Origin of the sequence: Variovorax atrisoli 110B (assembly GCF_000382045.1) — a bacterium.
In the GTDB taxonomy this organism is placed as follows: Bacteria; Pseudomonadota; Gammaproteobacteria; order Burkholderiales; family Burkholderiaceae_C; genus Variovorax; species Variovorax atrisoli.
Map to the genome: position 1 here is coordinate 268,802 of NZ_KB907456.1, position 23,410 is coordinate 292,211.

Annotated in this window: 22 protein-coding genes; 19 read left to right on the top strand and 3 right to left on the bottom strand. The window is 67.3% G+C overall.

The window, feature by feature from the left end:
- Nucleotides 1-103 precede the first annotated feature (103 nt).
- Entirely contained in the window at nucleotides 104-640 is a 537-nt protein-coding gene (locus G369_RS0120975) for a cysteine hydrolase family protein (protein ID WP_019655999.1), read from the top strand.
- 7 nt (nucleotides 641-647) lie between these two features.
- Here the strand turns inward: G369_RS0120975 and G369_RS0120980 are convergent, their stop codons facing one another.
- Nucleotides 648-1,391, bottom strand: coding sequence for a metallophosphoesterase family protein (locus G369_RS0120980; RefSeq protein ID WP_019656000.1), 744 nt, complete (start codon nucleotides 1,389-1,391; stop codon nucleotides 648-650).
- 342 nt (nucleotides 1,392-1,733) lie between these two features.
- Here G369_RS0120980 and G369_RS39510 point away from each other — a divergent pair, with 342 nt between their 5' ends.
- Complete coding sequence (locus G369_RS39510) at nucleotides 1,734-2,072, top strand: hypothetical protein (RefSeq protein ID WP_244164362.1); 339 nt, start codon at nucleotides 1,734-1,736, stop codon at nucleotides 2,070-2,072.
- Nucleotides 2,073-2,096: 24 nt separating this feature from the next.
- Here G369_RS39510 and G369_RS0120990 read toward each other — a convergent pair whose 3' ends face one another.
- Complete coding sequence (locus tag G369_RS0120990) at nucleotides 2,097-3,797, bottom strand: hypothetical protein (RefSeq protein ID WP_019656002.1); 1,701 nt, start codon at nucleotides 3,795-3,797, stop codon at nucleotides 2,097-2,099.
- 144 nt (nucleotides 3,798-3,941) lie between these two features.
- Between G369_RS0120990 and G369_RS0120995 the strand changes: the two genes are divergently transcribed.
- From G369_RS0120995 to G369_RS0121030, 8 genes are all read left to right on the top strand, one after another.
- Nucleotides 3,942-4,613, top strand: coding sequence for an amino acid ABC transporter permease (locus tag G369_RS0120995; RefSeq protein ID WP_019656003.1), 672 nt, complete (start codon nucleotides 3,942-3,944; stop codon nucleotides 4,611-4,613).
- A gap of 39 nt (nucleotides 4,614-4,652) precedes the next feature.
- Nucleotides 4,653-5,306 (top strand): amino acid ABC transporter permease, encoded by a 654-nt coding sequence (locus G369_RS0121000; RefSeq protein WP_019656004.1) that lies wholly within the window; start codon nucleotides 4,653-4,655, stop codon nucleotides 5,304-5,306.
- A gap of 62 nt (nucleotides 5,307-5,368) precedes the next feature.
- Nucleotides 5,369-6,166 carry a transporter substrate-binding domain-containing protein gene (locus G369_RS0121005; RefSeq protein WP_019656005.1) on the top strand — a complete coding sequence of 266 codons (798 nt, stop codon included), beginning with the start codon at nucleotides 5,369-5,371 and terminating at the stop codon, nucleotides 6,164-6,166.
- 137 nt (nucleotides 6,167-6,303) lie between these two features.
- Complete coding sequence (locus G369_RS0121010) at nucleotides 6,304-7,059, top strand: amino acid ABC transporter ATP-binding protein (protein WP_019656006.1); 756 nt, start codon at nucleotides 6,304-6,306, stop codon at nucleotides 7,057-7,059.
- 11 nt (nucleotides 7,060-7,070) lie between these two features.
- Nucleotides 7,071-7,814 (top strand): sugar phosphate isomerase/epimerase family protein, encoded by a 744-nt coding sequence (locus G369_RS0121015; RefSeq protein WP_019656007.1) that lies wholly within the window; start codon nucleotides 7,071-7,073, stop codon nucleotides 7,812-7,814.
- A 16-nt stretch (nucleotides 7,815-7,830) separates the two neighbouring features.
- Nucleotides 7,831-8,784, top strand: a complete 954-nt coding sequence (locus G369_RS0121020) for a sugar kinase (protein ID WP_019656008.1) — start codon at nucleotides 7,831-7,833, stop codon at nucleotides 8,782-8,784.
- Between the two features lie 5 nt (nucleotides 8,785-8,789).
- Nucleotides 8,790-9,779, top strand: a complete 990-nt coding sequence (locus tag G369_RS0121025) for a 2-hydroxyacid dehydrogenase (RefSeq protein ID WP_019656009.1) — start codon at nucleotides 8,790-8,792, stop codon at nucleotides 9,777-9,779.
- Nucleotides 9,780-9,903: 124 nt separating this feature from the next.
- Complete coding sequence (locus G369_RS0121030) at nucleotides 9,904-10,956, top strand: LacI family DNA-binding transcriptional regulator (protein ID WP_019656010.1); 1,053 nt, start codon at nucleotides 9,904-9,906, stop codon at nucleotides 10,954-10,956.
- 279 nt (nucleotides 10,957-11,235) lie between these two features.
- Here G369_RS0121030 and G369_RS36090 read toward each other — a convergent pair whose 3' ends face one another.
- Nucleotides 11,236-12,975, bottom strand: a complete 1,740-nt coding sequence (locus G369_RS36090) for a methyl-accepting chemotaxis protein (protein ID WP_080647874.1) — start codon at nucleotides 12,973-12,975, stop codon at nucleotides 11,236-11,238.
- Nucleotides 12,976-13,191: 216 nt separating this feature from the next.
- Between G369_RS36090 and G369_RS0121040 the strand changes: the two genes are divergently transcribed.
- The 9 genes from G369_RS0121040 to fdxA all read left to right on the top strand — a co-directional run bounded on the left by G369_RS0121040 (nucleotide 13,192) and on the right by fdxA (nucleotide 23,364).
- Nucleotides 13,192-13,896: a response regulator transcription factor gene (locus tag G369_RS0121040; protein WP_026346528.1), complete on the top strand. Its 705-nt coding sequence runs from the start codon at nucleotides 13,192-13,194 to the stop codon at nucleotides 13,894-13,896.
- Nucleotides 13,893-16,448 carry a hybrid sensor histidine kinase/response regulator gene (locus G369_RS0121045; protein ID WP_020723195.1) on the top strand — a complete coding sequence of 852 codons (2,556 nt, stop codon included), beginning with the start codon at nucleotides 13,893-13,895 and terminating at the stop codon, nucleotides 16,446-16,448. Before G369_RS0121040 ends, G369_RS0121045 begins: the two co-directional genes overlap by 4 nt.
- A 440-nt stretch (nucleotides 16,449-16,888) precedes the next feature.
- Nucleotides 16,889-17,920 carry an ABC transporter substrate-binding protein gene (locus G369_RS0121050; protein WP_019656014.1) on the top strand — a complete coding sequence of 344 codons (1,032 nt, stop codon included), beginning with the start codon at nucleotides 16,889-16,891 and terminating at the stop codon, nucleotides 17,918-17,920.
- Between the two features lie 6 nt (nucleotides 17,921-17,926).
- On the top strand, nucleotides 17,927-18,709 hold the full coding sequence (locus G369_RS0121055; protein WP_019656015.1) for an ABC transporter ATP-binding protein: 783 nt from the start codon (nucleotides 17,927-17,929) through the stop codon (nucleotides 18,707-18,709).
- A gap of 10 nt (nucleotides 18,710-18,719) precedes the next feature.
- The gene (locus tag G369_RS0121060; protein ID WP_051127613.1) at nucleotides 18,720-19,589 is read left to right on the top strand and encodes an ABC transporter permease; all 870 of its coding nucleotides are present in this window, start codon (nucleotides 18,720-18,722) and stop codon (nucleotides 19,587-19,589) included.
- Between the two features lie 90 nt (nucleotides 19,590-19,679).
- Nucleotides 19,680-21,062: an FAD-dependent oxidoreductase gene (locus G369_RS0121065; protein WP_026346529.1), complete on the top strand. Its 1,383-nt coding sequence runs from the start codon at nucleotides 19,680-19,682 to the stop codon at nucleotides 21,060-21,062.
- Entirely contained in the window at nucleotides 21,059-22,228 is a 1,170-nt protein-coding gene (locus G369_RS0121070; RefSeq protein ID WP_019656018.1) for a CaiB/BaiF CoA transferase family protein, read from the top strand. The genes G369_RS0121065 and G369_RS0121070 overlap by 4 nt, the downstream gene beginning before the upstream one ends.
- Nucleotides 22,225-23,001: an enoyl-CoA hydratase-related protein gene (locus tag G369_RS0121075; protein WP_019656019.1), complete on the top strand. Its 777-nt coding sequence runs from the start codon at nucleotides 22,225-22,227 to the stop codon at nucleotides 22,999-23,001. The genes G369_RS0121070 and G369_RS0121075 overlap by 4 nt, the downstream gene beginning before the upstream one ends.
- Nucleotides 23,002-23,028: 27 nt before the next feature.
- On the top strand, nucleotides 23,029-23,364 hold the full coding sequence (gene fdxA / locus G369_RS0121080) for a ferredoxin (RefSeq protein ID WP_019656020.1): 336 nt from the start codon (nucleotides 23,029-23,031) through the stop codon (nucleotides 23,362-23,364).
- Nucleotides 23,365-23,410 lie beyond the last annotated feature (46 nt).

Here is a 23,410-nt window from a genome sequence, read left to right on the forward strand (position 1 = left end):
GAAGCAGGGGGCAGCAGGGGAGGTAGTGAGGGAGGCAGTAGGGCGCCCGTCAGGAACGGTCGGGCACAATCGCGCCGGTCAAGAACCCGCCGATTCCGGACCCATGAAAACTGCCGTTCTCGTCATCGATGTCCAGCGTGGCCTTTGCGACGATCCGCCGCGCCCCCATGAGGCCCACGAGGTGATGCAGCGCATCAACGCGCTCACCGGGCGCGCCCGCGCTGCCGGCGCGCCGGTGGCCTTCATCCAGCATGAGAACGCGATCGACCTCGAATTCGACTCCGAGCGCTGGCAGCTTGCGGGCGCCCTCGACACCGACTCGCGCGACGCGCGCATCCGCAAGACCACGCCCGATTCCTTCCTGCGCACGCCGCTGGAAGCCTGGCTCTCGGAGCATGGCGTGAAGCGCGTGGTGGTCTGCGGCTATTCGTCGGAATTCTGCGTCGACACGACCGTGCGCCGCGCCGCCGCACTGGGCTACCACGTGGTGCTCGCGGCCGACGCGCACACCTCGCACGACAAGCCGCACGCCACGGGCGCGAAGATCCGCGAGCATCACAACGCCACGCTCGCGGACATCACGAGCTTCGGCGTGCCGATCCGCGCGGTGGCCAGCGCGGAAGTCGCGTTCGGCGACTGATCCAGGTTCAGGGCATCCGGCCGGTGGCGAGGGCGCTGGCCCAGTCAGGCCTGCCATTCGACATCGCGAGCGCCGCCATGCTCGCATGGTCGTAGGGCACCGAAACCAGAGTCGAAACCCAGCCTGCGGCCAGCCGTTCGACGATGGCGTAGCGCGCATCGGGCGAACCCGTCTCGACGACATGTGGATGCGGATGAACATCGTCGTAAGCCTGCAGCCCGACGCTGCCCGGATTGACGATCAACTGCCCGCCCGAAGCACGAACCACGCGTGGCACGTGCGTATGCCCGCAGGCGACGAGCCGCACCCGCGCATCGACCTGACCGAGCCGCGCATCGATCTCCGGCATCGTGGCCGGCCTGAGCTGCGACGGCTCGACCGTCTCCAGGAAGTAGTGCAGGTCGCTGTCGGGCGTGCCGTGACACAGCAGCGCTTCGGGGCTCAACTGGAGCCTGTGTTCGAGCGAGGCCATCCAGGCGAACTCCTGCGGGCCGAGCCGGGCGTGGGTGAACTCGTCGGATGCACCGCGCTTGCCGGCCGGTAGCGTGAGCACCTGGCGCTCGTGGTTGCCCGCAAGATGGACCCAGTCCTGCGCCATCAGGAAGCGCGCCGTTTCCAGCGGCATCAGCGGCCCGGAGAGGCTGTCGCCCAGGTTGACGACGGTATCCGCGCCGCGGCGGCCGATGTCCGCGACGACGGCTTCGAGGGCGGGGAGGTTTCCGTGGATGTCGGAGACGATGGCGATGCGCATGGGCCGATTCTGGGGGAATCGCGAGCCGATTCACCGTCACGAACACCACGCCGGACTACCCAGCCGCGACCCACCTGCGTGGCTATACTGCGCCCGTCACGTCGAACAAGGCGTGATCGGGTTTAGCAGCCCGAAGCAATCTCTGCGACGCAAGCCGCAGTTTTCCCGCAGGACCTGCGGCTTTGTCATTCGCGCTTCCAGTTTTGGCGGCTCGGATGGGAGGGCTCGCGCCCTGCCGGTTTCTCGCAAGAGGTTGCCCGGTCTGCTAACCCGTCCGAGCTGCCGCCTCGTTTAGCAGCGGGTGTGGCGGTTTTTGCAAATCGCAACCTCTGGAGGTCGTCCGTGACCAAGTCTGCCCGCGTGCTCAAGCACGCGCCGAAAACCGATACCGCTTCAACGCCTAAGTCGGCTCATCCCCATTCAGATTCCGAGTCTGTTGCCCTGCAAGCAGGCGATGACATCGAGAGCATTCGCCAAGTGCACAGCGCCTACGTATGCCTCGAAAAGCTCGTCGTTCCGATGCAGGTGGATGAGCGTGAGGAGATCTATCCGACCCGATCCGAACTCGGCGCACTGTTCCGCGTGGTCAATGAGGAAATGCAGCGGCGAATCGAGGCCGCGGACAGCACCATCGGCTCTTTGCGCGATGCTCTGAGCAAGCAGGTCCGCGAACCTCATTGATGACCGGCTCGGGGCAGGCGCCGGTCAATCGGCCCCCGGCCGCCACACCTTCGCCAGCGCCGCCAGCTTGCCCCTGAGCCCCAGCCTGTCGTTCGACAGTGCATCGATGAAGTCGGAGAGCCGCTGCGACTTCACCATCGTGTAGATGGTGAGCCAGGTCGTGGCGACGAACACCACGCCGAACCACACGGCCTTTCGCCACAGCGGCGCCTCGGCCTCGGCCAGCAGGTTCATGCCGAGGAAGCCGGTGGTGATGGTGCCGATGAGGCCGAAGAGGGTGACCACGGTGAGCCGCACCACGGTGGCGGCCTGGCGGCGCAGGCTGTCGGCGTCGAGGTACGTGTTCATGTCGGCGATGCGCGCCTTGACCTCGTCGTAGAGCGGATCGAGCCCAAGGTGTGTGGCGCACATGTGGGAAAGGGCGCGCACCTGCGCCTGCTCCGAGATCTCGTGGAACCAGTAGCGGTGCGTGAAGCGCAGGAAGCGCTCGAAGCTCGCGCGGATGGCGCGCTTGAACTGCTTCACGCTCGGCGTGCTGCGTATGTCCAGCCGCTTGAGCGCCTCCACCAGCTGGTCGGAGAACATCAGCAGCGAGGCCTTCTGGAAGTGTGCGATGAGGAACAGCAGGAAGTGCTGGTGCCTGAACTGCGCGAGCACGCCGCGGTCGCGGCAGCAGAAGAACTCCGAGCGCGCATCGCCCACCACGATGAGCGCATGGCCGTTGCACAGGTAGCGCGTGTTGGGCGCCGCGCCGGCGTTCACCCAGAAGCGGTCGTAGCAGTACTTGTGCTCGAAGTCGGCGAGGTGGTGCTCCGCATACGGAAGATGCGCCTCGCTGGTGCCCGAGCCCACGCCGGTGACGAGCGCGAGACGAACGAAGTCGTCTCGCCTGAGGCGGCGCGGGTCGTCGAGCGACAGATAGGCCATGACCGGCATGCGGTAGTACTCGATCTGTCGGTAGCGCAGCACGCCTGCGTCTTCGGAATGATCGCTCACCAGAGGCTGCATCAGATAGGCCCAGTGCGCGGCGATGCGCGGCGCGCGGTGCTGTGCCACGTGCGAGAGAAAGGCCTCGCGCTGCTGCGCGTCCGAGCTCGCGAGCACGCGGCCGTCGGCGCCCAGCCATTCGACGCTGGCCATGCAGTGCAGCGCCGAGCCGTCGGCCTCCCAGCCCGAGGGGTAGGCGCGGCCGAAGCGGTAGAGGATGTCCTGCGCCTGCGCGAGGCTCATGTCGCTCGCGCCGACTTCGAGGTTGAGCATCACCACGTCGACGTCGAAGAAGAAGTACAGGTCGCAATGGATCACGTCGAGCGTGACCGGTGCATCGCCCGGCTTCGATACGAGGCGCACCGCGGCGACGTCGTGGCGGCGGAAGATGCGCATGGGCGAGTCGCCGTCGCTGTCGGTGCCGCCTTTGCGCGAACGCCCCTCGCCGTAGAGGAAGCGCTGCACGTACGGCAGGAAGCTCACGAACTCGTTGTAGTGGCGCTCGTGGAAGCGGCTGCTGTCGCCGGTGTATTCGTCGACTTCCTCGCGCCAGGGCGATGCGTCGCCCATCTCGCGCAGCACATGCCAGGGGCCGTGGTGGTGTCCGGGCTGCGCGCCCGGCGCGGGCATCAGGCGCAGCGGCCACAGCAGCGCCTGCCTGAAATGCTGCACGGTGGGAGCGCTCGTGGAGAGCGCGTTCGCCTCTGAGGGGATGTCGGCCGCGGGTGGGTTCAGCATGACATTGAAGTAGGCAGAAGGTGGGACAAAACGACCACCTAGGGGAATCCCTATGAAATCCTGAAACCGGTTTCATATAAGCTGCAAGCATTGCTTTCAGGGTATGCGCGCGTCCGCGCCGCGCAGCTTCAGGGCCCGCCCACCATGAACTACCAGTTTCAATTCGACGCCGTCTTCGCCGCGTGGCCGCTGCTGCTCAAGGGCACGTGGATCACGATCCAGCTCTCGCTCGTTGCCACGGTGCTGGGGCTGGTGGTGGCCATCTTCTGCGCCTGGGGCAAGACCTCGGGGCCGGGCTGGCTGCGCTTCATCATCAATGCCTACATCGAGGTGATCCGCAACACGCCCTTCCTCGTGCAGCTGTTCTTTTTCTTCTTCGCGCTGCCGGCCATCGGGCTGCGCTGGTCGCCGCAGACGGCCGCGCTGGTGGCCATGGTCGTGAACCTGGGCGCCTACGCCACGGAAATCATCCGCGCGGGCATCGAGTCGATTCCCAAGGGGCAGATCGAGGCGGGCAGGGCGCTCAACCTCAAGCCCTGGGAGATCTTCCGCTTCGTCATCATCAAGCCGGCGCTCAAGGCCATCTACCCGGCGCTCACGAGCCAGTTCATCTTGCTGATGCTGAGCTCGGCGGTGGTGTCGGTCATCTCGGCCGACGACCTCACCTCGGTGGCCGCCAACCTGCAGTCGCAGACCTTCCGCAGCTTCGAGATCTACATCGTCGTGGCGGCCATCTACCTCGCGCTGGCACTGGCCTTCTCGGCCATGTTCAAGCTGATCTACAAGCGCACGCTCGACTATCCGGACCGCCGGTAATCCACCAGAGACAGAGACGACGGACGGAGCAACAACACCATGCGCACCTTCGGCTTTCCCGAATTCCTTTTCATCCTCGAAGCGGCCAAGTGGACGCTCGCGCTGTCGGCCATCGCCTTCGTGGGCGGCGCGATCCTGGGCCTCGCCATCGCGTTGATGCGCACGTCGGAATCGACGTGGGCGCGCGGCATCTCGACCACCTTCATCCAGATCTTCCAGGGCACGCCGCTGCTGCTGCAGCTGTTCCTGGTGTTCTTCGGCGCGCCTGTGCTGGGGCTGGACATCAACCCGTGGATCGCCGCCGGCGTCGCGCTCATCCTCAACAGCGGCGCCTTCCTCGGCGAGATCTGGCGCGGCTGCATCCAGGCCATTCCGCGCGGCCAGTGGGAGGCGGCGCAGGCGCTGAACCTCCGGTACTTCGACCGCATGCGCGACGTGGTGCTGCCGCAGGCCTTCAAGATCGCGCTCGCACCCACCGTGGGCTACCTGGTGCAGATCATCAAGGGCACCTCGCTGGCGGCCATCATCGGCTTCGTCGAGGTCACGCGCGCGGGTCAGATCGTCAACAACGCCACCTTCCAGCCGCTCATCGTGTTCTCGGTGGTGGCGGCGATCTACTTCGCGATCTGCTGGCCGCTGTCGCTGCTGGCCGCGAGCATGGAGCGCAAGCGCGCCCGGGCCCTGGCCCGCTGAACCCTTTCGGTTTTCTTCGTTTTTTCGTTCTTCGTTTCTCTTTCTTCATCAGGAGACATCCAATGACCCGTACCTCCACCCGTCGCGTCGCGCTCGCAGCTCTCGGCCTCGGCGCCGCCCTCACCGTGTTCGCTCCCTTCGCCTCGGCGCAGAGCGTGGCCGACATCAAGAAGAAGGGCGAGATCACCATCGGCATGCTGGTCGACTTCCCGCCCTACGGCACCACCGACGCGAAGAACCAGCCCGACGGCTACGACGCCGACGTGGCCAAGCTGCTGGCCAAGGACTGGGGCGTGAAGGCCAACATCGTCCCCGTGACCGGCCCCAACCGCATTCCCTTCCTGCTGACCAACAAGGTCGACCTGCTGGTCGCTTCGCTGGCCATCACGCCCGAGCGCGCCAAGCAGGTGCAGTTCTCGCAGCCCTACGCGGCCGCCACCATCGTGCTGTACGGCGCGACCAAGACCCCCATCAAGGCCGCGGGCGACCTGAAGGGCCTGCGCGTGGGCGTGGCCCGCGCCTCCACGCAGGACGTGGCCGTGACCAAGGCCGCCCCCGAAGGCACCGAGATCCGCCGCTTCGACGACGACGCCTCGGCCATGCAGGCGCTCATCTCGGGCCAGGTCGACGCCATCGGCTGCTCGGTGACCGTCGCGGCCCAGATCGCCAAGCGCGTGCCCGCCAACACCTTCGAGAACAAGTTCACGCTGGTGCAGCAATCGATGGGCATCGCGATGCGCCCCGGCCAGGAAGAGCTGCACAAGGCAGTGAACGACTTCGTCCAGAAGAACACCGCCAACGGCGAACTGAACAAGCTCTACCAGAAGTGGCTGCAGGCCGACCTGCCGAAAATGAACTGACCACCAGGCTTCGCGCACTTCGTGTCGCTACGCCAACCCCCTTGCAGGGGGCAACACCTGCGGACCGGCAAGGCCGGTTCCGCGGTGTTCCTTGAGAAGGCGCAGGGCGCCCCACAGTGAGTATCGGAACAACGAGCATGACGACGGAATCGATCATCCGCATGGAAGCGGTCAACAAGTGGTACGGCGAATTCCAGGTGCTGACCGGCATCGACCTGAGCGTGCGCCAGGGCGAGCGCATCGTGATCTGCGGGCCTTCGGGCTCGGGCAAGTCCACGCTGATCCGCTGCATCAACCGGCTCGAGACGGTGCAGAAGGGCCGCATCGTGGTCGACGGCATCGACCTCACGGCCGGCGGCAAGAACGTCGATGCGGTGCGTGCCGAGGTGGGCATGGTGTTCCAGCAGTTCAACCTGTTCCCGCACCTCACCATCCTCGAGAACTGCACGCTGGCGCCGATGCGCTCGCGCGGCATGACGAAGGCGCAGGCCGAGGAGGTGGCGATGAAGTACCTCAAGCGCGTGCGCATTCCGGAGCAGGCCAGCAAGTACCCCAGCCAGCTCTCGGGCGGCCAGCAGCAGCGCGTGGCGATCGCGCGGGCGCTGTGCATGGCGCCCAAGATCATGCTGTTCGACGAGCCCACCTCCGCGCTGGACCCCGAGATGGTCAAGGAAGTGCTCGACACCATGATCACACTGGCCGAAGACGGCATGACCATGCTGTGCGTGACGCACGAGATGGGCTTCGCCCGCAGCGTGGCCGACCGCGTGATCTTCATGGCCGAAGGAAAGATCGTCGAGCAGGCGCCGCCGCAGGAGTTCTTCGGCAACCCGAAGGACGAGCGCACGCGCCAGTTCCTCGGCCAGATTCTGAGTTCGCACCAAAACCACTGACCTGCCCACTGATGTCCTTCGAGGTTCTCGTTTCCCTTTCGTCCTTCGGCGCGGCCGAGGTGGGGCGGCACGGCCAGCTCTGGTGCTCGCAGCTCTCTCGCGCGGCAGGCGCCGACTCGGTGGAAGTGCGCGGCGAGATGCTGCGCGACGCCGATGCGGAGCTGCCTGCGCTCAACGGTCTGGCTTCGGTCTACTCCAGCCCCGAGGGGTTGTGGGCCGAAGGCGGCTGGCTCGACAGCGCCGCGCTCAAGCGCGGCATCGCTGCCGCCACGCGTGTGGGCGCGAAGCGGCTGAAGATGTCGATCGGCGACTTCCGGCCTTCATCGCACGGCTCCCTGTGGGGCCTCAAGGTGGAGCTGGCCGAAACCCGCGTCGAGCTCCTGATCGAGAACGACCAGACCGTGCGCGCCGGCACGTTGCCCGCGTTGCAGGCCTTCTTCGACGCGGCCGAGCGCGCCGGCCTGACGCTGGGCATGACCTTCGACATGGGCAACTGGCACTGGCTCGGCGAGTGCCCGCTGCAGGCCGCGCAGGCGCTCGGCCACCGCGTGCGCTACGTGCATTGCAAGGGTGCGCAGCGGCTGCCGCTCAAGTGGGTGGCGGTGCCGCTGGGCGATTCGGTCGCGCCGTGGCGCTCGGTGTTGCGCGCATTGCCGGCCGACGTGCCGCACGCCATCGAATACCCCCTGGTGGGCGACGACCTGCAGGTCGTCACCCGCGCACAGATCGACTTCATCCGCGCCGCGCGCGCATAAGCACACAAGTAAACACATGACGGAACCTGCTGCCTTCGACGTCGCGCTCTTCGGCGAGGCCATGCTGCTGCTGGTGGCCGACCGGCCCGGCCCGCTGGAAGACGCGCAATCGTTCTACAAGCGCACCGCCGGCGCCGAGACCAACGTGGCCATCGGCCTCTCGCGGCTTGGCCTCAAGGTGGGCTGGGCCAGCCGTCTCGGCACCGACTCGATGGGCCGCGCGCTGCTGGCCGCGATGCGCGCCGAGGGCATCGACTGCTCGCACGTGATCACCGATGCGACGCAGCGCACCGGCTTCCAGTTCAAGGGCCGCGTCACCGACGGCAGCGACCCGCCGATCGAATACCACCGCAAGGGCTCCGCCGCGAGCCACATGGGCCCGGCCGATGTCGACGAGGCATGGCTGCGCTCGGCGCGCCACCTGCACGCCACCGGCGTCTTCGCCGCCATCTCCGACACCAGCCTGCAGGCCGCGCTCAAGAGCATGGACGTGATGCGGGCCGCCGGCCGCACCATCTCCTTCGACACCAACCTGCGCCCGACCCTGTGGTCGTCCACCGAGACCATGCGCCACTGGGTCAACGAGCTCGCCGCGCGCGCCGACTGGGTGCTGCCCGGCATCGAGGAAGGCCTGCTGCTCACCGGCCACAGCGAGCCGGAAGACGTGGCGAAGTTCTACCGCGAGCGCGGCGCGAAGCTGGTGGTGGTCAAGCTCGGCGCCGAGGGTGCCTACTACGACAGCGACGTGGCCGGCACCGGCCGCATCGACGGGTTCCCGGTGAAGGAAGTGGTCGACACCGTGGGCGCCGGCGACGGCTTCGCGGCCGGCGTCGTGAGCGCATTGCTCGAGGGCCGCAGCGTGCCCGACGCCGTGCGCCGCGGCGCATGGATCGGCGCGCGCGCCGTGCAGGTGCTGGGCGACACCGAGGGCCTGCCGACGCGGGCGCAACTCGACGAAGCGGGGCTCTGAACGCCATGACGAACGCATCGAAGAAGAACGTCCTCGTCTTTCGTCCGCTGCCGCCGGACCAGCTCGCGCGCCTGCAGGCCGTGCACCATGTGGTGGTGGCCGATCCGCGCAAGGAGCCCGAGGCCTTTGCCGCCGCGCTGCGCACCGCGCACGGGCTCATCGGCTCCAGCCACCCGGTCGATGCCGCGCTGCTCGACGCCGCGCCTCAGCTCGAAGTGATTTCCAGCGTGTCGGTCGGCGTCGACAACTACCCGCTGGCCGAACTGCACAGGCGCGGCATCGTGCTGTGCCATACGCCCGACGTGCTCACCGAGACGGTGGCCGACACGGTGTTCGCGATCCTCATGGCCACGCAGCGCCGCGTGGTCGAACTCTCGACCATGGTGCGCGAAGGCCGCTGGACCAGGAACATCGGCGAGGAACTCTTCGGCACCGACGTGCACGGCAAGACGCTGGGCATCCTCGGCTTCGGCCGCATCGGCCAGGCCGTGGCGCGCCGTGCGGCGCTGGGCTTCGGCATGCCGGTGCTGTACCACTCGCGCCGGCCGGTCGACCTGGCAACGCAGGCGCCCGAGCTGCAGGGCCGCGCCACGCACACGCCGCTGGACGACCTGCTCGCGCGTTCCGACATCGTGCTCGCGATGCTGCCGCTGACCGACGCCACGCGCGGCATGATCGACGCCGCCTTCTTCGCGCGCATGAAGCCCGGCGCCGCCTTCATCAACGGCGGCCGCGGCGCCACGGTGAACGAAGGGGCGCTGTTGAATGCGCTGGACCACGGCACGCTGCGCGCCGCCGGCCTCGACGTGTTCGCGAAGGAGCCGCTGCCTTTCGATTCGCCGCTGCGCACGCACCCGCGCGTGACGCCGCTGCCGCACATCGGCTCGGCCACGCACGAGACTCGGCATGCGATGGCCGAGCTGGCGACAACCAATCTGCTGCAGGTGCTGGCCGGCGAGAAGCCCACGGCGCCGTACGGCACGGCAAGCGCATGACCGGTGCCAGGCTTTTCTCCCTCCCCCGCTGGGGGAGGGCAGGGGTGGGGGCAAGCGGCGCATCCTCCGAGCGCTCTGCCTGCCCCCATCCCGACCTTCCCCCAGAGGGGGAAGGAGAAAGACCATGAAGCCCACCGGCCGCGCCACCATCGCCGACGTCGCCGAAGCGGCCGGTGTCTCCAAGGCCACCGTCTCGCGCTTCTTCAACCATCGCGAGCGCCTGCTGAGCCCCGACATCGCCGCGCGCGTCGAGGTCGCGATCGCCAAGCTGGGGTACTCGCCCAGCCCGATGGCGCAGGCGCTGAGCCACGGCCGCTCGCGGCTGGTCGGCCTGATCGTTGCCGACATCACCAATCCCTATTCCGTCGCGGTGCTGCGCGGTGCCGAGAAGGCCTGCCAGGACGCCGGCTACCTCGTGATGCTGTTCAACCTCGGCAACGAGAGCGAACGCGAGCGCGAGGCCATCGACGCGCTGGCGGGCTACCAGGTCGACGGCTTCATCCTCAACACGCTGGGGCGCGGCAGCAACGTGGTCGACGCGGTCACGCTGCACGGCAAGCCGGCGGTGCTGGTGGACCGTCGCCATGCGGGCATGCACACCGACTTCGTCTCGCTCGACAACGATGCCGCGATGGCCGCCACCTGCGGCCACCTGGTCGAAGGCGGCTATCGCGAGCTGCTCTACGTCACCGAGCCGCAGAAGGGTGTGAGCTCGCGGCGCGAACGCACGGCTGCCTTCGGTACCTGCGTAGCCGCACACGAGCCCCGCGTGGCGGGCGAGGTGTTCGAGAGCGTGGAAGGCGAGACCGACGCGCTCGACGAGGCCCTGCGAGCGTTGCGCCGGCGCGCCAGGCGCGGCCGCCGCGCGGCGGTGGTCGCGGGCAACGCGGTCGTCACACTGCGCATTGCGCAGGCGATGGCGCGGCTGGGCTGGCAGTTCGGTGCCGACCTCGGCTTCGTGGGTTTCGACGATCCCGAATGGGCCTCGCTCATCGGCCCCGGCCTGAGCACCGTGGCGCAGCCCACCGATGCCATCGGCCGTGCGGCCGCCACATGCCTGATCGAACGGCTGCGGGGGCTGGATGCGCCTGCGCGCCAGCTGCTGCTGCCTGGAGAACTGGTGGTGCGAGGATCTTCGCGGGTCGTCTCGCGTCGAGCTCCGCACGAAGGAAGGTGAGCGGGGCGCTCTCCTGGCATCCGCCCATTGGCTGCAGTTGCGCAGCCTGTGTCTGTGTTGGTCGAATGACGACAGAAGCGCTCGATTCAAGAGTCTTCTGAAGCAGCCAGTGGATCGACAGCCCACGATTGCGCGTCGTGCATGCACCGATGACGCTACCGAGCGGGCAAGAGCCACCGCTCGACACGCGCGGTGTCACGCCGCGCAGGCGTACCTGACAAGGACGTCGGCCTGTGGGAAGGGGGGGCAGTCTTAGTCGAGTTCGCATCGGCTCCTCTACTAGGTGTTGAGCTCGGGCATCGCATGCATGGCCGATACGCCGTCGATACGCGACGCCCGGGCGGGCGCTGGCGTTCTCAGTTCGCCGATGAGGGATATCTGGTTGTCGGCGTGATGTGCTCGCGAGGACGCATTCCCCAGTTGAAAGAACTCGACAAGCGAAAAGAGCCGGTCCGCCTGGCCCTTGAGGCTTGCTGCAGCGGCCGCCGATTCCTCGACGAGCGCTGAGTTTTCCTGGGTCATCCGCTCCAGCTGTGCCACCACCGAATTGATCTGGTCGATTCCGGCCGCCTGTTCGATCGCGCCTGCGCTGATCTCTCCGACCGTGCTGGAGACGCGTTGAACGCTCTCGACGATCTTGCTCATCGTGGCGCCTGCGTCGTTGACCAGCTGGGAGCCCGATCCCACCTTGTCGACCGATGCTTCGATGAGGATCTTGATCTCCTTGGCCGCGACCGCGCTGCGTTGCGCGAGATTGCGAACCTCGCTTGCCACCACCGCGAACCCGCGGCCCTGTTCACCCGCCCTGGCCGCCTCCACGGCGGCGTTCAGCGCCAAAATGTTGGTCTGGAATGCGATGCCGTCGATCGTGCCGATGATGGCTGCAATCTTCTGCGAGCTGCCGTGGATGTCGCGCATGGTCTCGACCACTTCGGAGATGACCTCGCCGCCGCGTACAGCGATCTTCGATGCGGACAACGCCAGCTGGTTCGCGTGCGAGGCGGCCTCGGATGCCGTCTTGACGGTGGAAGTGAGTTCCTCCATCGAGGCGGCGGTCTGCTGCAGGCTGCCTGCCGTCTGTTCCGTGCGGCTGGAAAGGTCGGAGTTGCCCGAGGCGATCTGGGCGCTCGCCGACGCAACGGAGTCACTGCTCTCCCGCATGCCGGTCAGCGTCTTGACGAGGTTGCCGCGCATCGCTGCGAGTGCCCTGAGCAAGTCGCCAACCTCGTCCTTGCTGTCGGAATTCAGGCGCTGGGTGAGGTCTCCGGCCGCCACGGCCTCCGCCAGGCGAACCGCGTCTTTCAGCGGCACCACGATTCCCCGGGCGACGCCCCACGAGAGCAGCACGGCCAGCAGGAAGGCAAGGCCGGTGCCCGAGGCGATCAGCATGGACCCGGTGGTGAACGTCGCGTTGCTCTCTTCTGCCTCGATCTGGGCGCGGTCCTCATTGTGTTTGACCAGCTGGGCCAGCGGCTCCTTCAGTGCCAGGAAGGTCTCGCGGGCTTCGCCGTTCAACAGGTTCACGGCGTCGGTACGGCGGTCTTCCTCGACCAGCTTCAGGATCTTGGCATGCGCCGCAGTCCATGCCGGATGCCGCGCCTTCACCCGGTCGTAGATGGATTGCTCGGTCGGATCGCCGATCGAAGCGGGATAAGCCTTGTCGACGGCGTCGTATGCCTTCAGGGTGTCTGCAATGGCACGCTGGGTTTCTGCGGCTTCGCTTGCCGGACTGGTGGCCATGCGGAACTCGAGCATGCGCACCCGGTTGACGGACTCGCTCATCTGGCCCGCATCGCGAACGCTCGCCATGCGCGCGGTCACCATGAAATTGGTCTGGTCATTCAGGCGATTCAAGCGATGGACCGAGAAGACGGCCATCGCGATCATCAGCAGCACGATGCTGAGAAAGGCGATCGCCAGCTTGGTGGAGATTCTGAGATTTCTGAAAGATGGCATGACGATTGAGTCCAGGTTTCGAAGGGAGGTCGGCACGGCATCTGGCGACGCGCCCGTGTCCATTGCTTCTCATCTATCGGCGGCGGAACTCCGCAGCGCACCTGACATATGTCATGGCCGGTGAGGGATTCGAGTGGAATGCCCTGATAACTGTCATCCGACCCCCGGTGCCCTGCTAGAGTCTTCGCGGTTCGCGCGTTCGCCGCGACAGAGGTGCCCCGCGTGGCCAGGCGGGGGTAATCGGTGGCTCAGGTGGCGACGGCGATGGCGCCGAGGAAGATGGAAAACGGAAACTTCGACCGGCAGACGATGGCCGACGTGCTGATCGTCGAGGACCAGGCGCTCGTGAGTGCCGGTATGCGGGCCCTTCTGCAGAAGGCGGCACCGCATTACCGGGTCCATGAGGAATCCTCCAGCCAAGGGGCGATTGCACGGCTGGCGGCAGGTTCGTTCCAGTTCGTCTTCATCGACATCCACCTTGGATCGGGCGCTTCCGGTCTGGACGTCTTGCGCTTCGTGCGGGAACGCGAAATGCCTTGCCACGTCATCATGCTGTCGGGTGACGATGACCTTGCGACGGTGCGTGCCTGCATCTCTCAGGGCGCGTCGGGCTACATCACGAAGGCGGCGGGGGATGGGAGCGTCTTCTCTGCCGCCATCGAGACCGTTCTCGACAACCGGGTCTATCTTCCAGCGTCGATCCTCGAACGCGCTCCCCGCAACGACGCCGCCGCAGGCGCCTACGGCCGTAGCGCCGCCTCCCTGGGGCTGACGCCAAGGCAGTGCGAGGTTCTCTACTACCTGTGCCAGGGCCTGCCCAACAAGGCCATCGCCAACCGCATGGGCATCAGCGAGGGCACCGTCAGAAAAGGCTATGTGTCCGAACTGCTGCGATTCTTCGGCGTGGCCCGGCGCACGGAACTGCTGATCGAGGTGTCTCGCCGAGGGATACGGATTGCCGCAGCGGGCTCGGAGGGGCCGTGACCGCAGCGATCGCGAGACTCCTGCTTCTGCATTGTTTCGGTGCGGGTCTTCTTCGGGCTCTGTGCTGCGCCGTGCTGGCGCTTTTCTGCGGCGCCGCATCGGCGCAGGGCGATCGGGGCACCCTGCCGCTGGCGCCGGGAGTGGGCATCGAGGGGCACAGATTGCTGCAGGGGGACTACCTGGTCGAAGACGGCGTTCCGCTGTCGTTGTCCGACGTCACCGCGCTCCCCGGGAGTGCCTGGAAGCGCAGGCCCGTGTCTTCCGCCAGCTACGGCTTCGCGACGGCTCCCCACTGGTTCAGAAGCGATCCCTTCACCGCGAGTCCCGACGGATCTGGAACCCTGCTGATCGAGGTGGGCGACCCCTTGCTCGATCACCTCGATCTGTATGTCCGGATCAACGCGGCCGCCTCCTGGACCCGGTGGAAGCTCGGAGACAAGCAGGTCTTCGAGCGACGCCCCTACGCCGCACGTAGCTTCGTGGTCCCCGTTGCCGTGCAGCCCGGCGACAAGGTCGAGATTCTCGCGAGGGTTCGGACCGGAGGCGCGATGCGCTTTCCCTTGAGTATGTGGGAGCCGCAGCAATTCGAGAAGGCCGAACGCCAGTCGCTGCTGGCCGACGGTATCTGCATCGGGCTGATGGGTGGCATCTTCCTCTATCACCTCATCGTCTTGCTGCTCGTTCGCGAGCGCATCTATCTGTACTACATCGGCTGGGTCCTGGCGACTTTGGGATTCTTCCTGAGCTACAGCGGCATCGCATTCCAATACGTCTGGCCTCGGGCGACGGCATGGAACGACTGGTCCCAGATCGCTTTTCTCTTTCTCGCGGCCGGGCTGTTCACGTCCTTCGCCATCCAGTTCAATCCCGCGCCCGCCCCGAGGCGATGGCACGCAGCGCCCGTGCTGCTGGCGGTCGCCTTGGCCGTGGGATCGAGCTGGCTGACCTTTCCGCAAGCCTTGTGCTTGGCGCTTCTGTTCCAGTTCGCGGGCGCCCTGGTCGGTTTCGGTCTCGCCATCGGTTCCGTCCGGGTCGGCCATCCCTTTGCCCGCATTCTTCTCCTGGCGTTCTCCGGCGTCCTGGTCGGCGTTGCCCTGCAGGCGCTGGACATGCTGGGAGTCACGGCGTACTTCGGGGCTTCGATCGATTTCGGGGCGGCAGCCCAGGCGGGCTTGGCCGTCTCGGTCCTGCTGCTCTCGCCGGCGCTCGCTCGCGGCGTCCTCGATGCGCGCCGCCAACGCGCCATTGCGACGGAACTCGCGCAGGCCAACGTCGAACTGGCGGCCTCCACGCGCCTGGCGCAGGAGCGAGCCGAGTTCCAGCTGAAGATCAACGAACGTTTGCGCACGGATGCCGAGCGCCGGGACCGGGACAAGTCCCGATTCCTGGCCAATGCCGTCCACGACTTGCGCCAGCCGGTGCAAGTGATCGGGAATGCACTCGATCTCACCGGCGAAGCGATTCAGGCAGGTCGCACCGACAACGCCCTGGGCCTGGTGCGGATGGCGACCCGTGCAATCGGCAACATGCGGTCCCAGCTGACTGCCATCCTGGATCTATCGAGGCTGGAGTCGGGCTTCGTGCGGGCGCAACTGACCGACTTCGACCTGATACCGCTGATCAGGGATGCGGTCGAGCAGACCAGAGGCATCGCCCACGCAAGCGGCACCTCCGTCGAATTCGAACCGCTCCTCGACAAGCCGGTCTTCGTGAGAAGCGACCGTCACTTCCTTCAGCGCATTCTTCTGAATCTGATCAGCAACGGCGTGAAGTATCGGTCTGCGCAAGGAGGGCGCCGCAGCCACGTGCGGCTTCTGCTGACGGGGCATGGCAGTCTCACGCGCCTGGCCGTCGAGGACAACGGCCTTGGAATCTCCGAGGAAGCTCTGCGCAGCGCCACCATCTTCAAGCCCTTCTTCCAGTTGAACAGTCGGCATGCGGAGGCGGACGCGGGAATGGAGACGGAGAAGGGCGTGGGTCTGGGGCTGTCCATCGTCTCGGCGATGCTCGGCCTGCTCGACGGCCACAAGCTTTCCATCCAGTCCAAGGTGGGCGTGGGAAGCACCTTCACGCTGGAGATCCCGGCATCCGTCGTCGCGCCGGTCTTCGAAGCCATTCCGGCCGTTGACTTCAAGGCAGCCGGCATCGAGGCGGTACGCGGAAAGTACGTCGTGTTGCTCGAGGACGACGAGCTGGTGAGGGCGACGCTCGCCGCGGTCTTCGACGTGCACGGCGTCCTGTACGAAGCGTGGGGATCGATCGAGGAGATGCGGCAACAGTTGCCTTTCACCGAGAGGGCGCCCGACGTCCTGCTGAGCGACTATCGCTTGCCGGATGGAAAGACCGCGCTGGATGCGATCGAGCTGATGCGTGCGCACTGGAGCGACGTGCCCACGCTCATCCTGACCGGGGAGTCGCTGAATTCGTATGCCGTCGCGTCATTGCGAGGCGCTGCGATCTGCTACAAGCCCGTCGCCCCACTCGACCTGCTCCAGCGCATTGCCGCGAGTGCGATGAGAACGGCTGCGCCGTCGAGCTTCGGGGTGTTTTAGCACCGCGCACTCGGCGTTCGTTCACCAACGCGAGACGCATGAGGCCGCTTCCGCGCGGCATCGGCCCCCTTGCTGGTGCATCGTTCTTCGAGGCCGTCGGGTGCGCGGCGCATGACGATGGCCGCGCCGCTGCTGCTCCAGCTGCATGAGGCCGCATCGCTCGCTGCAGGACGCCTGAGCGTCACTTTGCGTTCCTGTTCCTTCTTATCGTTTTCCCGAAGATGGTGCGCGCCGCAATGGCGCATGCACCGCGATGTCACGGGAACGCGCGTGGAGGACTATTTTTTAGTTCGCCCGTTGCGAAAAACGGTGCTTGGTGCGCTCGCACCCCGCTTCTAGCATTCGCTCGCCAGCCTCATCGATGCCCGCTGCATCGCAGGCCGGCACACAAGCACAGCCGAATGCCTTCACCTCATCGCATCGAAGAAAAGGAATCCGCCATGGCCCATCTCCGCGATCCCGGTCGCCGAAGCCTGCTCAAGACATCTCTCATCGCCGGCGGGCTCTCCGCCGGTGGCCTGCTCTCGGTCGAGGCCTTCGCGCAGGGCAAGGCGCGCATCAACATGCAGCTGGGATGGATCGTCGGCGGCAACCAGATCGGGGAGGTGGTCGCCAAGCGCATGGGCTTCTACGAGCAGGAAGGCATCGACTTCGCGATCCAGCCGGGCGGGCCGAACATCGACGGCGTGGCCATCATCGCCTCGGGCCGCTACGAGATCGGGCAGGTGTCGTCGAGCCCTTCGATCATGCTGGCCGTGTCGCAGGGCCTGCCGATCAAGTGCTTCGCGGTCGGCGCTCAGAAGCATCCGTACACCTACTTCTCGCTCGCGAAGAACCCGGTGCGCAAGCCGGCCGACCTGGTGGGCAAGCGCGTGGGCATTCCGTCGACGGCGGCCATCCTGCTGCGCGCGCTGCTCGCGAAGAACAAGATCGCCGAGAAGGACGTGAAGGTGGTCACCATCGGCGCCGACATGTCGCCGCTGCTCACGGGGCAGGTTGACGTGGTGACGGGCTGGCTCACCAACACCACCGCCATCAAGGTGCTGGGCCCCGACATCGCCACGCTCACGCAGTGGGACGCGGGCGTACGCCTCTATGCGCTGCCTTACTACGCATCGACGAAGACGCTGGAGACGCAGCCCAAGGTGATCGAGGCCTTCCTGCGCGCCACCGCCAAGGGCTGGCACCACGTGCGCGCCAACCGCGACCAGGCGGTGGACATGCTGGTCAAGGAGTACCCGAACCTCAAGCGCGACGACGAGCGCGTGGCGCTCGATGCGATGCTCGAATACGCCTTCGGCGGCGCGGCGCAGACCCAGGGATGGGGCGCGATGGACACGGCCGTGTGGCAGGAGCAGATCAACACCTATGCGGAGCTGGGCCAGTTCACCGCGCGCACGCCGAAGGTGGAGGACTTGATCTCGCTCGACGCGCTGAAGGCCACCGCCGCAGTGCGGGCCATGAAGGGCTGACGCGCGATGTCCGCCGTTCTCTCCGCTGCGCCGGCCATCGCCTGCCGCGACATCGGCGTGCGCTTCTTCACCGAGCGCCGCGACGTCACCGCCATCAAGAGCCTCGACCTCGAAGTGGCGCAGGGCGAGTTCCTCACCTTGCTCGGGCCCTCGGGCTGCGGCAAGTCGACCTTCCTGCGCGTGGTGGCCGACCTGCTGCCGCCCAGCCGCGGCAGCATCGAGGTGCTTTCCTCGACGCCGCAGGCCGCGCGCAAGAACCGCGACATCGGCTTCGTGTTCCAGGACGCGGCGCTCCTGCCCTGGCGCACCGCGCTGCAGAACGTCGAACTGCCGCTGCAGGTGGGCGGCGGAGCGGGGCGCAAGGGCCGCCGCTCGCCGCAGGAGCTGCTGGAGCTCGTGGGGCTGAAGGACCGCATCAACGCCTTTCCGCACGAGATGTCGGGCGGGCAGCGCCAGCGCGTGTCGATCGCACGCGCACTGGCGAGCGACCCGAAGATCCTGCTGATGGACGAGCCCTTCGGCGCGCTCGACGAGATCACGCGCGACCGGCTCAACGAGGAGATCCTGCGCGTGTGGCGCGAGACGGGCGTGACCATCCTCTTCGTCACCCACAGCATCCACGAGGCGGCCTTCCTCGGCCAGCGCGTGCTGATGCTCGCGGCCAACCCGGGGCGCGTTCGCGAGATCGTGCCGGTGGATCTGCCCGCGCAGCGCACGCTCGACGTGCGCGAGACACCCGAGTTCGTCCGGCTCACGAGCCATCTGCGGCGCGTGCTGGAAACCTGCTGAGGCCGAGGTCATGAATACACGTTCCATCGATACGGCAGTGCCCGGCACAACGGGCGCGCTCGGTGCGCTGGCCGCATCGGCCGATCCCGAGTACGTCGCCTGGGCCGCCGCGCGGCAGAAGCGCATCTGGCGCAGGCGCGTCCTTCCGGCGCTGGGCATCGTCGGCCTCATCGCGCTCTGGTGGCTGGTGATCGTCGCCTTCGGGGTCAAGCCCTTCATCGCGCCCACGCCATGGGCGGTGCTGGAGACGCTCTACGCCAAGCGCGACGTGCTGCTCGACAACCTGCTGCCCACGGCCTTCGAGGCGGCCGGCGGCTTCGTGCTGGGCAACCTCGCGGCCATCGTCGTCGCGACCATCTTCGTGCACAACAAGACGCTGCAGGACATCTTCTTCCCCGTGGTGCTGATGTTCAATGCCGTGCCGCTGGTGGCGAAGGCGCCCGTGCTGGTGCTCATCATGGGCAACGGCGTGGAGCCCAAGATCACCATCGCCGCCCTGGTGTGCTTCTTCCCCACGCTGGTGAACATGGTGCGCGGGCTGGAGTCGGTGAACCCGCAGGCGATGGAGCTGATGCGGGTGCTCTCGGCCAGCAGGACGGAGATCTTCTTCCGCCTGCGGCTGCTCAACGCGCTGCCCTACCTGTTCTCGGCACTGCGCATCGCGGCGTCGATGTGCGTGATCGGCGCGGTGGTGGGCGAGTGGGTGGGCGCCACGGTCGGCATCGGCGCAATGATCCTGCAGGCCACCTTCAACTTCGACTCGCCGCTGCTCTACGCCGCGATCGTGATGAGCGCGACGCTCTCCGGCCTGTTCTTCCTGCTGGTGACGCTGGCGGAGCGCTGGGTCATCCGCTGGCAGCCGGAAGAGGGCGCGCACTGAGTTCGCAGTGAACACGACAGGCGACCGGCGGGCGACGGACCCGGCCGGCGCATTCCAGACACATCCAAACATTTCAAACAGGAGATTTCTATGAGCCGTATTGGCGACTGGATGCAGGAGCCCGCGCACGACGTGCGCGTGGCAGCCGAATCGGACGTGGTGGTGGTCGGCGGCGGCCCCGCCGGGCAGGCGGCGGCGCTGGCCGCGGCGCGCAACGGCGCGAGCGTGACGCTGCTGGAGCGCTACAACCACCTGGGCGGCCTGGCCTCCGGCGGCATGGTGCTGGTGCTGGACGACATGTGGGACAGCCACCAGCAGGAAATCTCGGTGCGCGGCATCTGCCTGGAGATGATCGAGCGCATGTCGGCGCTGGGCCTGGCCGAGTACCCGCGACAGCACGAATGGGGCACGCTGCCCGAGTCGGTGCGGCGCTGGAAGCGCTGGGGCACCTACGACTTCCACAGCAAGACGAAGCCGCACCCCATCTGCTTCGCCGCCGCCTTCGACCCCGACGCATGGAAGCGCACCTCGCTCGAGATGGTGCTGCAGGCCGACATCGAGCTGCGGCTGCACTCCTGGTTCTCGCGCACGCTGGTGGAGGACGGCAAGGTCAAGGGCGTGGTCTGCGAGACCAAGGGCGGGCGCGAGGCCATCCTGGGCAAGGTGGTGATCGACACGACCGGCGACCTCGACGTGGCCGCCTCGGCCGGAGCGCCGCACATCAGCGGCAGCTACATCGTGACCACCGTGTTCCGCCTCGGCGGCGTCGACACCGAGGAGGCCGAGCGCTTCGAGCGCGAGGAGCCCGAGGCCTGGCAGGCACTCGACCGCGAGATCAAGCACATGCTCGGCGGTGCCTGGGAAGCCTGGTGGCTCAAGACGCCGCTGCCGGGCGTGGTGTGGTGCAACTGCCCGCACATGCCGGGCCTCGACGGCCTGAAGGTGAGCGACCTCACGCGCGCCGAGGTGCAGGGCCGCGCCACCATCCAGAAGGTGATCGACTTCGTGCGCGCGAAGCTGCCGGGCTTCTCGAAGTGCACGCTGATCGACATGGCGCCGCAGACCGGCATCCGCCAGACCCGCCTGCTCGAAGGCGCCTACGTGATGACCAAGGAGGACGTGGCCCAGCGCACCCGCTTCGAAGACAGCGTGGCGCGAGGGCGCGACTACTACTACCCCTACCGCACGCTGCTGCCGCGCAGCGTCGAGAACCTGCTGGTGGCCGGCCGCCACTACTCGGCCACCTCCGCGGCACAGAAGATCTCGCGCGAGATCCCGCCGTGCATGGCGATGGGCGAGGCCACGGGCACCGCCGCCGCGCTGGCGCTGGATGCCGGCGTGACGGTGCGCGAGGTCGACATCGCGAAGCTGCAGAAGACACTGCGTGCGCAGGGCGCCGACCCCGGCGACCAGAAGGGGCCGAACGCCGACGTGCCGACCATCGCCCGTTCTTTCACGAAGGAGGCCGCATGAGCACCGGCACCGACGCACTGCCGCTGGACGGCATCCGCATCATCGACTTCACGCAGGTGATGATGGGTCCGGTCTGCACGCAGATGCTGGCCGACCATGGCGCCGACGTCGTCAAGATCGAGCGCAAGGGCGCGGGCGACCTCAGCCGATCGACCTTCGCGCCGGTGGCCGGCGAGGACAACCCGATCTTCTGCAGCCTCAACCGCAACAAGCGCAGCGTGGAGATCGACCTGCGCGACGCCGCGCAGATGGACTTGGTGAAGGCGCTCATCGCCGGTGCCGACGTGGTCACCAACAACTTCCGCGCCGGCGTGATGGAGCGGCTGGGCCTGGGCTACGAAGACTGCAGGCGGCTGAACCCGCGCATCATCTACGCCGTGGGCACCGGCTACGGCGAGACCGGCCCCTACGCCCACAAGGGCGGGCAGGACGTGCTGGCGCAGGCGCTCACCGGCGTGATGGCGCGGCGCGCCGATGCATCTGTTCCGGTGTCGATCTACCCGACTGCGCTGGCCGACTACACCGCCGGCATGCACATGGTGCAGGGCATCCTGCTGGCGCTGCTGCAGCGCGAGCGCACGGGCGAGGGGCAGAAGATCTCGGTGTCGCTCTACAACTCCATGCTGGCCATGCAGATGCAGGAGGCGGCCATGGTGATGATGGAGGACTCCGAGGTGAACTGGGCCGCCATGCCGCTGTCTGGCGTGTTCGACACGCGGACCGGGCCGCTGGTGCTGGTGGGCGCCTTCAAGGCGAACCCGCTGCGCGACATCTGCACCGCGCTGGGCATCGACGACCTCTCGCTCGACGCGCGCTACGCCACGCTCTCGGCGCAGTTCGAGAACAAGGCCGCGCTGCACGCCATCTTCCGCGAGCGCTTCGCAAGCGATACCCGCGAGCACTGGCTTGCGAAGCTGGAAGAGCAGGACCTGCTGTCGGCCCCGGTGCGCGACATGCGCGAGGCGCTGGTCGATCCGCAGACGCTGCACAACGCAATGATCCTGGAAGGCGGCACGCCCTCGGGCCGTGCGCTGAAGTTCATTGGCAGCCCCATCCACATGTCGGGCGCCAGGGCCGGCCTGCGCCGGGCACCGCCCCGGCTCGGGCAGCACACGGCCGAGGTTCTCGCCGAGGCGCGCGCGCTGATCGAGGAGGCCGGCGCATGAGCGTTTTCCTCGAAGTCACGGGCCATGTCGCGACGGTCACCATCGACCGGCCCGAGGTGCTCAATGCCGTCGACCTGCCCACCGAGGCCGGGCTGCAGCGCATCTGGAGCGAGATCGAGTCGCGCGACGACATCCGCGCCGTGGTGCTCACCGGCGCCGGCGAGCGCGCCTTCTGCGCCGGCGCCGACCTGAAGAACACCTCCAGCCTCAAGGGCGTGGAGTACTGGGCGGCGGCGCGTCCCGGCGGTTTCGGCGGCATCGCGCTGCGCGAGACGCTGGACGTGCCGGTGATCGCGCGCGTCAACGGCCTTGCCCTGGGTGGCGGCTTCGAGATGGTGCTGGGCTGCGACATCGTGGTGGCCTGCGAGGAGGCCAGCTTCGGCCTGCCCGAACCGCTGGTGGGGCGGCTGCCGCTAGACGGCGGCATGCTGCTGCTGCAGCGGCAGATTCCCTACCGCCAGGCCATGGGCATGATGCTCACCGGCCAGCGCGTGAAGGCGCAGCGCGCGCTGGAGATGGGCCTGGTCAACGAGGTGGTGCCCCGTGCGGAGCTCGATGCGGCCGTCGACCGCTGGGTGCAGCAGATGCTGGCATGCGCGCCGCTGTCGCTCAAGGCCATCAAGCAGGTGGTGCGGCGCACCGGCACCCTGGCGCCGGCCGAGGCGCATCGCATGCGGCTGCCGGCGCTGGTGGCGGCGCTGCAGTCGCAGGACGCCGACGAGGGTGTGCTGGCCTTCCAGCAGAAGCGCAAGCCGCAGTGGCTGGGCCGCTAGACCGGCCCGCCAGCGAAGGTGCATGCCATGCCCCACGTCATCACCGGTGCCTGCATCGACGTCAAGGACGGCGCCTGCGTCAAGTGCTGTCCTGTCGATTGCATCTACGAAGGCGCGCGCACTCTGTACATTCACCCGGATGAATGCATCGACTGCGGCATTTGCGTGTCGGCCTGCCCCACGCAGGCGATCTACGAAGACCTTCGGCTGCCGCCCGAAATGGCACATTTCGCGGTCATCAACCGCGACTTCTTCGCCGCCGAGGTCAGCGGGCTGGGCTCGCCCGGCGGCGCGGCGGACGCCGGCCCCGTGGCCTGCGACCACCCCGCCATCGCAAAGGAGGGCGCGCGGCTGGCCGGATGAGCCCCGGGCCACGCGCATGTGCATGCGTATGTGCATGCGCGGGAGG